Raw genomic sequence first — 11,930 nt, forward strand, 5'->3', positions numbered from 1 at the left:
TCTGCCCCTTTCACGGGCAATTATTTTTCATCCCACTACTAAAGACAGTGGGCTTTCAAATAATATTTATCGTAAAAAAAAGCTAGGCATAGTGCTTTGTGGCGGGGGTGCCCGTGGCATAGCCCATGTAGGAGTACTCAAGGCGCTGGAAGAGTATGGCATATTTCCCGATATGGTGGCAGGCACTAGCATGGGAGCCATTGTAGGAGCCATGTATGCTGCCGGAAAATCACACGAAGAAATGATGGCATTGTTGGGTAAAGTGCGTTCGCACAAAATAATAAGGGTAGGACTACCACTGGGAGGTTTAACAGACCTTACTTACCTCAAAAACATTATCAAAGAACAAATTCCGGAAGACTCGTTCGAATCATTGGTAAAACCTTTACATGTGTGTGTGTCTAACTTAAACACAGGGCATTACGAGATTTTCAACAGTGGAAAACTCTCCTCTGCGGTCATTGCATCGGCAGCTATTCCGTTGATATTCAAACCTGTCAAAATCAACGATCAGTCTTATATAGACGGAGGAGTACTGAACAACCTGCCTGTAGAGGCCATCAGAGATTTGTGTGATGTAGTAATTGGGGTAAATGTAAACCCTAATACTGCCGAAAACAAGGTGTCATCGATGTGGGGCATTGGCGAACGGGTATTTGACATGCACATGGCAGCCAACGTAAAGTCAAGGCTGGCAAAATGCGATGTGGTAATAGAGGTACCCAATGCGTTGGAATACAACATTTTCGATTTTAGAAAAGGTCATTTGCTGGTAGAGTTTGGCTATAATGACACACTTGCCAAGATACCCGAAATTGCCCAGGAAATTGAAGTAAAGCTGGCGGATTAACTGTATACCTGTTTTTCAATCAACTGGCAACGTTGGTCTGAGTGGTGGAAACCCCTAAGTATTGACTCAAGAAAAAGCAAGGTATACTAAGATTAAAGTGATTACCTGCGGTGAGCTCGTCACAGCAAGCTGCAGACTCGGTTTTAGGATTTACAGGATTAGCTGAAGCAGAACTCAGCACAGCAAAGCTGCCCCGATGAACCGGGATTTAGAAATAGCTTCGGTTGATTAGTGTTGGTATTCAAACTATTAGTCAAAATCCATCTTCAAAACCATTTTTGTTTAAGTATAAAAGGGTAAAAGATTGTATATTTGTATCCATATATGGCACGATACCAACTTGTTTCTAAAGAAGAGTATCAGCACACCATGGCTGATGTACCCCTCCCCTCTCCTGTTCAATATGAGCGTTTTGCCCAGCATTTGATGGATGTACACAGCTGGTATAAGCACTTATCGCTTCGCTATGGTGGACACTTTATTGTATTTTTGCACTCAAGCGCAGGTGCTGTTTACCCTACCCAACACCCCAGCTTACCTTTTGGCAATCACACCGAGGGTTACCACAAGGCTTTTGGGTATTTATCATATATGTACGTGTCGAACGCCCACCGGAAACTACATTACTCGCGCGATGATGAGGACACTTTCAGGGCGGGCGAAGTGCTGGTTCCACTCACCGCCGACTTGCTGTCAACGACTGGCTTTGTACTTTATCCGTATGTCAATCATAATGGCTATGAAAGCATTTTGAATGGCTATGCCGATCGCCAACGAGATTTGGAGGATTGGCACAATGGAGTTTTTACATTGCCCGATCAACAACTGTTTGCTTCATTTGTACACCTGTATCAACAAACCGATGGTGCCTTGAATGGGCTCGAAAATAAAATATATCAGGAATATATTGCCGCCTCTCCTACTCGCCTCTCCTCTTTATTTAACCAATACCCCCAACTCCGTTCGGTTAAAATACTACAGCAGAAAACTCAGGCAGCTTACGAATCATTGCGCCAAAGTGAATATGATAAAATTATGCTTGCGCTGAAAAATTTGCAAAAGTATCTGAAGAACGTAAGGTAAGTAAGTCATTGAAACCCTTTTTTGCAGGAACTAACTTACTGATAATGAATAATCAAGATTAATTTAAACAAAACTACGATAGTGACACAAACTGCCCATAAGATGCGTTAGGGTAACCATCTTAATCAAAGTAAAATTATGCAAAAAAAAGTACTGCGTCTGCTATCATTTCTCCTCCTTTTGGTTAATAGTCACCACCTGTGGGCACAAAAATCTATAAACACCGAAAGGTGTGGTTTTGCTCCCACTAATGATCTGGCAAAGTTTGAGCAATGGTTAAAGGCAAACAAAACCCGGCAAAGAACTACCAATACCGTGTATAAGATACCAGTAGTAGCACATGTGGTTTATAGCAATGGTTTGAAAGAAGGAGAAAAAGAAAACTTGTCTACTGCCACGATTCGCCAATTGATTGACAACCTGAATGACGATTTCAGAAAGCGTGAAGGTACACCAGGGTACAACACCCACCCAGTAGGGGCTGATGCTCGTATTGAGTTTCAGTTGGCACAACAAACACCAGATGGCTCTCCTACCAATGGCATTGTACGCATAGACCAATCTACAGTACCACCTGACACTTCGGGGCAATACCCAAGCTTGATGGAAAGCGTCGCCCGTTATGGCTATTGGAACCCTGAGCAATATTTAAATTTATGGTTTTACCCATTGCCTAAAGTGTTGTTGGGCAGGGCGGTGTTTCCAGAAGCCGATTTGCCTGGTATGACTCCTCCCGAAAAGGAAGTAAAGGCGGATGGAGTTTTTATCAATAGTGTGCTGTTTCAAGAAGGCGAAAACAATCATTTTAACCTGGGCAGAACCCTTACCCACGAAATCGGGCATTTTCTGGGTTTGTTTCATATTTGGGGCATTAAAGGAGGCTGCGATAAAGATGATTTTTGTGAGGATACTCCGCCGGTAGCAAATGCTCACGAGGAAGGTTGCGGCTCCAAGCCTACCGCCTGTAATGGCGAACCAGCAATGATAGAAAACTACATGGACTACAGCTACGATGAATGCATGAATATCTTTACTCAGGATCAGGTAGCCCGCATGCGAATTGTAATGGCAAACAGCCCAAGGCGCCAAACCTTGGCTACTTCGCCTGGTTTAATACGGTTAGCAACAAATCAGGTCAGGGTGTACCCCAACCCTGCCATCGACCGGATAACAATAGTGCCCAATACTCAACTACAGGGGCAACAAGTACAGGTAGGGATGTATAACATACAGGGAGCACTGCTTAGCCAATACAACGGTACAGCTTTGGATACTATACAACTTAAAATTCCTGCAGGCACCAGTGGAATTGTGCTCATTAAAATTAAAGGCATAGCCATCAATATGGTGAAAAAAGTATTGGTGGGACTTTAAAGCTCATTATTTCTGATTTCATCGTAAAAATCATTAACTTATCACTTCATATACTGACAAATTTTTGTATGAGGATGGAATGATTCAATAAATGCTCATTAGGTAATGAGTGCATAAAAACTCTTAATCAAAACGGATAGCAAATAAGCAGCATCTGACGCTCAGTAGTCAGCCGGGTAAAATATAAATTTAGCAAAAAAAATTATGTCTATAGGAAAAGAATCAGAATTGGAAGGAATGCAAGCAGTGAGTAATGCAGTAGCTACTACTTTGAAAGAAATGCGTGCCTATGCCAAGCCTGGAATGTCGGCAAAAGAGCTCGACGATTTTGGCGGGCAATTGCTCAAAGACCTGGGTGCCCAATCAGCCCCCCACCTCGCCTATCGATTTCCGGGATATACTTGTATCAGTATCAACCAGGAAATTGCCCATGGCATTCCATCGGCAAATAAAATACTGCAAGAAGGAGACTTGGTAAATGTCGATGTATCGGCAGAGTTGAATGGTTTTTGGGCAGACAATGGAGGTTCGTTTGTACTGGGCGAAGACATACATTCACACCAGGCTTTGGTAGATGCCTCTAAAGATATTTTGCATAAGGCGGTTTATCACGCCAAGGCAGGAGTACGGATTGCACACATTGGCAAAATAATAGAAACTGAAGCAAAAAAACGAGGGTTTACAGTAATAAGAAACCTTGCCGGGCACGGAGTAGGGCGCAGCTTGCACGAAGAACCTTCTGATATTCTCAATTGTTATGATCGATTTAACCGCAAGCGGTTCAAGAACAATACTACAGTAGCCATTGAGACTTTTATTGCTACCAAATCGTCTAAGGCACTTACTCAGGCAGATGGGTGGACACTGGTGGGTAACCAAGGCGGTTTTGTGGCACAACACGAGCATACAATTATGATTACCAACAACGAGCCTGTAATCTTGACCGCTACTAACGGTATTTGGGAATAGTGACACAGATGTTGACATACCTGCCTGCCACTTCTCAGGATATAGAGTATTTGCTGTGGCTACGCCAGCAAACGATGACTCATTATCTGGAGTTGGCAGGCATCCCCACCGACCAACAAACCCATTTGAGTCGCATCAAGTATCAATTGGAAAATGCCTGTATTATTTGTTGGCAAGGCACAAAGGCTGGCTTGCTAAAGTATACGCAAGATGAGACACAAATAGAAGTGATTCAAATACAAATAGCCCCCGAATACCAAGGCAAAGGCATAGGGAAAGCAGTATTGGAAAATGTGCTGGCAAAATCCCGGAAAAATAAGCTAAAAGTGGTACTGAGCGTGCTCAAACATAACCCAGCGTTACGCCTCTACCAAAGGGTAGGTTTTGAAATAATGCGCCACGACGCATCGTCTTATTTCTTGCAATATATACCTAAAATTGTTTAGTGCTCCATCAATTAAACCCTGCCTTCAGATAAAACCAACGCTGTTTTTCAATTCTTGCCTGCAATCCTTACTTTCAATCAACACACCTTAAAGTTTGATGCCCATCCACAAAATATCGTCACGTTGTTCAGTGCCTTCCATGTGTTGGGCAAGGGTATCTACAATGGCCTGTTTTTGTTGGGCAAGGGGTAAATGGGCGTTACTTATCAAAAGCTGCTTGAGACGGGTAGTGCCAATTTTTTTACGATCAATGTCATTTTGGTCTGCCAAACCATCAGAGCCCAGGTACAATATACTGTCTGGGGTCAAATAAATCACTTTTTTCTCAAACCCTCTATTGGGCATCTGAAAACCACCAATAAACTTGCGGGTACCTTTGAGTTCTTTCAACGCCTGATCGCTGGCATCTACATACAACAGTCGGCTTTTGGCACCCGCAAAATCAATCTGAAAATCCCCTGCGTCTCTTTTTTCTATCACCAAAGCAGTGGCATCCATCCCATTATTGTTGCCTGTTTCTTCCTGGCGCAGCACCCGGTATACTTCATCGTTGAGTCTGGTCAATACTTCTGAAGGGTCATCTACATGGTGAATACGCACAATTCTGTCAAGCAAAATGTGCCCAATCAAAGTCATAAAGGCTCCCGGCACCCCATGTCCGGTACAATCGGCTACAATGAGCATCAACTTATGTTGGTCAAGCGAATGAATCCAATAAAAATCACCTGATACAATGTCTTTGGGTTTATACACGACAAAATGCTCGGCAAAAAAGCCTTCAATGCTGTTGGTGGTAGGCAAAATGGCACTTTGAATAAGGTTGGCAGCTTCTATACTTTGGCTAATTCTAAGTTGGTACCTATACAATGCTTTATTTTGTTTTTCCAACTTATCACGTTGCAACGAAATATTGTGCTGAGTCTGCACCAACTCTTCGTTATTTTGTTTTAAATCTTCGTAAGCCGAACGCAGCTCTTTGGTTTTTTCTTCTACTTTTTCTTCCAATACCTTGTTTTGCTCTTGTACCAATTGAAGGTTTTTTGCTTGAGCTACTTCTTTTTCCAACTTGAGCGTATTTAAGCGGTCGCCCAAAGCCAGGGCAAACACCAATGCCTCAGCGCCAAAACCAAAGTACATCGCCTGGTGGGTAAACAAACTAAAGGGTAATACTCCATTGATGGTGGCAATAAACATGGACACTCCCACAATGACAAAACTCCAGCCCCACACATAAAAACGAGCATTGCGTAATCCCTTACTCCAGAGGTAAAACGCGGTAAATAACAAGCTACTATAAAAGAGCAATACAATGATTTGGTAGGGGATCATCAACACAGGGGAGTTGTTGGTAAGCAAGCCCAGTATAGGAAATACCCCAATAACAAAAAACATCAAAAACACAATAAAGTAGTATACCTTGGGGGCATTTTTGGCAAGTTCAAGGTAATGAACAGCAAACAAACAGATAAACAAAAAGCCAGTGCCATGCCACAAAAAGAAACATTTCCAAGCCAAGGGGTGATGTATGAGCGGGTAGCCACTGTCAAAGGTAATGTTCATCAAAATACCCAATAATGCCAGGATGTAATAAAGGTAGATTTTGTCGCGGGTAGAATACCAAATAAAGGCATTGTATACCAACATAGACAATATAAGTGCTACAAAACCTGACACAATGTATTCGTACACATTGAGGTGTTTGGTCAAGGCATACGTGGTGCCCACTTGAAAAGTATATACTTTTGGAAAATTACCCTTGGCACGCAGATAAAACACCTTGGTTTGGCGATCGTCTTCTTTGGCAAGCCGAACACAATAAAAATGGGAGGGGAATTCTCGGTTTTGTTGAGGACGCAATGCCCCCAATAGTTTTGGGCGAGTGTATTTACCCAACGAATCACCTTTCACGGGTGTATAAAAGTCAAGGTACCAAGAGGCAAAGTTATCGCCTATTTTCAGCCATAAATCTTCGTTGGTCTCATTTTTTACCACAAACTTAAACCAAAAGCCGGCATTGGTAGCATCAGAGTTAAACACCACCTTGCCCTGGTTTTGAAACCTTTGCTGGTATTCAGGCTTCAGAATGTCATGCAAGGTTAACTTAGCCGATGTATCTTTTAAATAAGCTACACTGGTGCCTATCAGTTGCATCTGAGAAGTTTGCCGAACCACCACAGGATGAGTTTGCGCAAAGCCTGATATATAAAGAAACATCAACACAAGCAGCCATAGCCACCGTTGGTTTTCAGGAATGAACCTTTTGATCATTTAGTTCTTGGTTTGCATTTTATTGTACCCTTACCAAACATTGTACTATAATAGCATAATTGCCCCACTTTTACCCTACTTTAATAGTAAAAAAAGTATTTATTGGAAACGACACAAGGATTTGCTTTGGCAAAATCACTTGAGTAAATATCCTTGAGTATTTCAAAAGTTTGACATATCACCTTTTTGCGTGCTGTCAGGCAGGAACAAATGCAAACATAAAACTATATAGGCAATCAACGAGTATATATCGAATTATTTTCTACAGAAGCAAACACCTTTAGTTATTTCGAGGCTCGCCATCTTGTTACTTCACCACCATCTTCACTTGGTGATTGCTCCAATAATGCTTGATGAGGGCTTGTGCTTGTTGGTAATGCTGAAAAGCTTTAGGAATGACAAGGGCTTCGTACAAACGGTCTTTTGAGTGGATAGAATCATAGCAGATAATGCTCATTCCGCGGGTGGTATGCCTTATTTCGGCAATGTCATAATAATGTATTTTTTGCGAACGAAACCCTCCCCCTATTCTGGTAAGCGATTGTGGCGAAATTTCTATCAGGGTGTTTAATTCAGAGATTCTTTTTTGGAAACAAAAAAAGAAAATTGACAGGCAAAATATTGCTCCCAGCATGTTGGCAAAAACCGCCATCAATACATACGGTTTTTGTAACAATAATACCATGTTAAGAAAACACCCGGCAATTGCCAAAGGAATCATTACCTGATGAATTGTTTGCTTGAATTGCTCAAGTAAGTAGCTCTTTTTTTGGTGGGTATCTACCGCAAACACAAAAGGCAAAGCAGTAGACCTTGGTACAGTATAATGAGCCTGGACTGGGGCAACCGCCCGATAGTTGCGTTGTTGTTTTTTGCTTTTGGCAATGAGTTTTTCATAATCCATCCAAAAACTTTCTTGATCTTTGGGGGCACTGGGGGCAAAAGATTGCCACAAACCAGTTGCTTTTGTTTCTACTTGTTGTATAGCCATAAAACACATATTAGTATGAGGTAAGATCATAGTATTGATGATGGGTAGCCAGGTGCCTCTGGAGTAGTTCACATGCCAACGGATAATTGAGGAGTGCTTCGGGTAACAATACAGATTCGTGCTCTTCCTGAATACGTCCTTTGGGCTGAATGAACACCTGCATTCCTAAAGGGTTTCTTTTAATGTCAAGAATCTCGCTGTAGCTAATGCTAAGGTGGTCAAGTCCGGCACCTTCACGTATGATACCCAAGCGGTCTATCATTAATTGCATGTCGGCCAGGGGGCGACATATTACCCAATAGTGGTAGGCAATGCCTGTAATAAACAACACCAGCAAAATGGCACTGATGGTTATTAACTGATAAGAACCTCCGTCTTGATTGACTGCCCCAAAAAACACGCTCATGGCAAACCAAGCCACGGTAAATGCTTTGGCAACAGGCAATACCTGATAAGCCCATAGTTTTTTTAAGAATACCTGTCGTTGGTTGGGGTTAATGGTAAACAATTGAGGGGCAGCCATTGCCTGGTTGCTGGTCATCTGCACGGGCGCCTCATTTGCCCAAACATTCATGTGCTGCTTTTGTGTTTTTTTCGATTCGTCAATGGCTTTATAGTAAGCTGCCCAAAACAACTCTCTCCCTTTATTCCCTTCATTGGTTGGGTAAGCTTCCCAAAGCCGGCTGGCTTGCTGTATAGTATCAGCAGTCCTTGCTATGGGTATATAGTTCATAGTATAAGTATAGAATAGTTCATGTAAGAAATATAACAAATTTTAGCCACAAAAAGAAAACCAAACAAAATATATAGGCAATGAACCTTAAGCCCTTAAACATATATTGGTGCAATGAGCTACAAGCAGTATTCACTCGCCCACTGGGTATAAGCCTACAACTACGCTTTCATTACTCTACCCAACCTAAAGCACCTATTGTGTAGGGTAGAGTAATTAAAGATTACCCTACTCAGCTTTTTTTTCAAAAGTACAATCATCGCCTCAAATCGTGTCTCTACGAGCTGATCGAAACCTTGAAAAACACTGTTCCCAAGCTCTATGACGGGGCGATTTGTGGAGACACAAACCGAGGTGAAAAATAGTAGGGTAGAGTAATCTTTAATGATGACTTGTTACCTAATCCAGAAGAAAACCTTAGGATTGCCCTGCCTGTAAAGAGCGTTCTTTCGAATAAACCTTTACATTTGCAGCCAAAAGAAAATTTTTAATTTTTATGAAGCATACAAAACTTTTTATTTTTTTTGGGTGGTACATACTGGCAAGCGGGCTCGCTGCCTGTGGCGGTAACAAAACAAGCAATAATACAGCAAAAACACATCGTTATGAGGTAGAATCAGGCGAAATAAGCTACCGGCTTAATGGCATTCAACAAGGGTATGAAACAGTTTATTTTGATCAGTGGGGGGCTCGTGAAGCACGTTATACCAAAGCCACGTTTAAGGTAGGCACCAATGTCGATCGTAAAGTTGACCGTATGATACTGACTGATAAAGAATGGGTATACAGCATAGATTTTCTGGAAAAAACCGGCACCAAAATGCGTAATCCGGCCTATGATCAAAACCCAAAACAAACCAGCCTAAATCCTCAAGACTTAAGTCGAATTAACGCACAAAAGCTGTTTAAACTAGGAGGACAAAAAACTGGACAAGATCAGGTAGCAGACCTTGTTTGTGATGTATGGGAGGTAAAACGATTGGCTGCTAAGTTTTGGGTTTGGAAACAAATCGTGCTCAAAAGAATACCCAAAATAGCGACCGAAAGAACCATTACCCGTGAAGCCGTAAGGGTAACTACCGGGCAAAAGATAGCCGATGAAAAGTTTGCCCTACCCAAAAATATCGAAATTCAGGACTTAAGCACTAAAGGTTTGTTGCATTAGTGATTTTATGTAAAAAATTCAAGTGCTTTCCTGTGGATAGTTTCAAAATAATATGCAAATTGCTCATAGGGTAAGCCTTGAGCATAAGTAGCAATTTACAAGGCTTTTGTTGCATTTGTAGCGCAATATTAAACATTGCTAAACACTTGCTTGTTGTCAGGCAGAGTGTAACCCAACAACGCAACAAAACAGCTATATACCAAGGCTTGCCTAAATGTATTGATTTGGATAAAAAAGTAAAAAAACTAACTTTGTAACAGACAAAAAATAATACTTTGGTTTAGGGCGCAAACCTTACGGCTGTAAATTGTTCTCTCTAAGCACAGAGACTATTTTTAAAACGGTTACTTTGTACAAAAAAACAGATATATGAGTGTTTTAGTCAATAAGGATTCTAAGATAATTGTTCAAGGCTTCACAGGCTCTGAGGGTAGTTTTCACGCAGGGCAAATGATAGAGTATGGAAGTAATGTAGTAGGTGGTGTAACTCCTGGCAAAGGGGGAATGACTCACCTTGAACGTCCGGTATTCAACACTGTAAAAGAAGCGGTAAAAGCTACAGGTGCTGATGTATCGATTATTTTTGTACCTCCTGCTTTTGCCAGCGATGCCATTATGGAAGCTGCCGACGCAGGTATCAAGGTAATTATTGCAATTACTGAAGGGATTCCTACTTTGGACATGGTAAAAGCCAAACAATATATCCAAGGCAAAGATGTGCGTTTGGTAGGACCTAACTGTCCTGGGGTAATTACTCCTGGTGAAGCTAAAGTAGGTATTATGCCTGGTTTTATTCACAACCCTGGCCGTATTGGTATTGTATCGCGTTCTGGTACTTTGACCTACGAAGCAGTAGATCAAATTACTAAAGCCGGACTGGGACAGTCTACTTGCATTGGTATAGGAGGCGACCCAGTAATTGGTACTACTACTAAAGAAGCAGTAGAGTTGTTGATGAACGACCCTGACACTGATGCTATCATTATGATTGGTGAGATTGGTGGAAGCATGGAGGCTGAAGCTGCAAACTGGATCAAGGCTGATGGCAACCGTAAACCTGTAGTAGGCTTTATTGCCGGACAAACTGCTCCAAAAGGACGTAGAATGGGACACGCAGGAGCTATTATTGGTGGAAAAGATGACACCGCTGAAGCTAAAATGCGTATCATGCGTGAATGTGGCTTACATGTGGTAGAGTCTCCTGCCGAAATTGGCGCTACTATGGTAAAAGCACTTGAGTCAGTCACTAGCTAATTGCTTTAAGCAAGTCGGTAGTTATAAACCCAAACCTCATTTATGACAAGCATAGATGAGGTTTGTTGTATTCCCCCCTATGTTTTTCCCCATTTCACCTCAAGCTTTCTCCAGTCCCCCCCCGTAAAAACTAGCTTTTTAGTTAATTTTTTTACATATTATCACTGTTACACTACCAAATTTCGTATTCAAAAGTATTATTATAAATAAAAATTCCTTTAGAAAACTTATTGCAAGCAATGATCACTGTACTCGTGACTAAAGTACAGGCGCTGCTTATTTAACGTACACCAATTTGATGCAAATGATAGAACTGTTTAATAATCGTTTTCAAAAATGCTACCATGATTCAGACCGTAGCTTTTTTATCAATGTATGGAAACCTGACAGTCAATCGTTAGGCGAACGAGGCTATAAAAAAGAACAAATGCTGCTCTGGAACACTATCAGAAAAGTACGCCCCCGGTTTGTGATTTCCGACAGCACTAATTTTTTGTATGCTATAGACCCTGTGGAGCAAGACTGGGTGGCATCAGAGATAGATCGCTTGATTGCTGACGTGCACCTTGAGCGTCTTGCCATTGTTTTGAGCCATGATTTCCTGGCACTACTTACCATTAAACAAACTATAGAAGAAGGCAGGTTTAAAAATATTACTCGTTTTTTTGATACAATAAAAGACGCTGAAGCCTGGCTGTTTCCCAGCTCACAAGCTGCCTGATCGAGTAGGGTAAAGTAGGAAATCATTCTACCCTACTTTATCCCTCTCACACCACCGGACATACGGTTCGCGTATC

Annotated in this window: 11 protein-coding genes; 8 read left to right on the top strand and 3 right to left on the bottom strand. The window is 41.7% G+C overall.

Features of this window, described 5'->3' with window-relative positions:
* The 5 genes from Q0954_RS30220 to Q0954_RS30240 form a co-directional block, all read left to right on the top strand.
* Positions 1 to 850 (top strand): patatin-like phospholipase family protein (locus Q0954_RS30220; RefSeq protein WP_299464410.1); only part of this gene is annotated, 850 nt, incomplete at its 5' end.
* Between the two features lie 324 nt (positions 851 to 1,174).
* On the top strand, positions 1,175 to 1,933 hold the full coding sequence (locus tag Q0954_RS30225; protein WP_299464413.1) for a hypothetical protein: 759 nt from the start codon (positions 1,175 to 1,177) through the stop codon (positions 1,931 to 1,933).
* A gap of 138 nt (positions 1,934 to 2,071) precedes the next feature.
* Positions 2,072 to 3,307, top strand: a complete 1,236-nt coding sequence (locus tag Q0954_RS30230) for a M43 family zinc metalloprotease (RefSeq protein ID WP_299464416.1) — start codon at positions 2,072 to 2,074, stop codon at positions 3,305 to 3,307.
* Positions 3,308 to 3,511: 204 nt separating this feature from the next.
* On the top strand, positions 3,512 to 4,276 hold the full coding sequence (map, locus tag Q0954_RS30235; RefSeq protein ID WP_299464419.1) for a type I methionyl aminopeptidase: 765 nt from the start codon (positions 3,512 to 3,514) through the stop codon (positions 4,274 to 4,276).
* An 8-nt stretch (positions 4,277 to 4,284) separates the two neighbouring features.
* Positions 4,285 to 4,722 carry an N-acetyltransferase gene (locus Q0954_RS30240; protein ID WP_299464422.1) on the top strand — a complete coding sequence of 146 codons (438 nt, stop codon included), beginning with the start codon at positions 4,285 to 4,287 and terminating at the stop codon, positions 4,720 to 4,722.
* Positions 4,723 to 4,809: 87 nt separating this feature from the next.
* Here Q0954_RS30240 and Q0954_RS30245 read toward each other — a convergent pair whose 3' ends face one another.
* The 3 genes from Q0954_RS30245 to Q0954_RS30255 form a co-directional block, all read right to left on the bottom strand.
* On the bottom strand, positions 4,810 to 6,990 hold the full coding sequence (locus tag Q0954_RS30245) for a 7TM diverse intracellular signaling domain-containing protein (protein WP_299464425.1): 2,181 nt from the start codon (positions 6,988 to 6,990) through the stop codon (positions 4,810 to 4,812).
* A 307-nt stretch (positions 6,991 to 7,297) separates the two neighbouring features.
* Complete coding sequence (locus tag Q0954_RS30250) at positions 7,298 to 7,981, bottom strand: hypothetical protein (protein ID WP_299464427.1); 684 nt, start codon at positions 7,979 to 7,981, stop codon at positions 7,298 to 7,300.
* Between the two features lie 10 nt (positions 7,982 to 7,991).
* Positions 7,992 to 8,714, bottom strand: coding sequence for a hypothetical protein (locus tag Q0954_RS30255; RefSeq protein WP_299464430.1), 723 nt, complete (start codon positions 8,712 to 8,714; stop codon positions 7,992 to 7,994).
* Between the two features lie 496 nt (positions 8,715 to 9,210).
* Here Q0954_RS30255 and Q0954_RS30260 point away from each other — a divergent pair, with 496 nt between their 5' ends.
* The 3 genes from Q0954_RS30260 (at position 9,211) to Q0954_RS30270 (ending at position 11,854) form a co-directional block, all read left to right on the top strand.
* Positions 9,211 to 9,879: a hypothetical protein gene (locus tag Q0954_RS30260; protein WP_299464433.1), complete on the top strand. Its 669-nt coding sequence runs from the start codon at positions 9,211 to 9,213 to the stop codon at positions 9,877 to 9,879.
* A gap of 369 nt (positions 9,880 to 10,248) precedes the next feature.
* Positions 10,249 to 11,133, top strand: coding sequence for a succinate--CoA ligase subunit alpha (sucD, locus tag Q0954_RS30265; RefSeq protein ID WP_299464435.1), 885 nt, complete (start codon positions 10,249 to 10,251; stop codon positions 11,131 to 11,133).
* Positions 11,134 to 11,437: 304 nt separating this feature from the next.
* Positions 11,438 to 11,854: a hypothetical protein gene (locus tag Q0954_RS30270; protein ID WP_299464438.1), complete on the top strand. Its 417-nt coding sequence runs from the start codon at positions 11,438 to 11,440 to the stop codon at positions 11,852 to 11,854.
* The last annotated feature ends 76 nt before the right edge of the window (positions 11,855 to 11,930 follow it).

The organism is uncultured Microscilla sp., assembly GCF_947493425.1.
GTDB lineage: Bacteria > Bacteroidota > Bacteroidia > Cytophagales > Microscillaceae > Microscilla.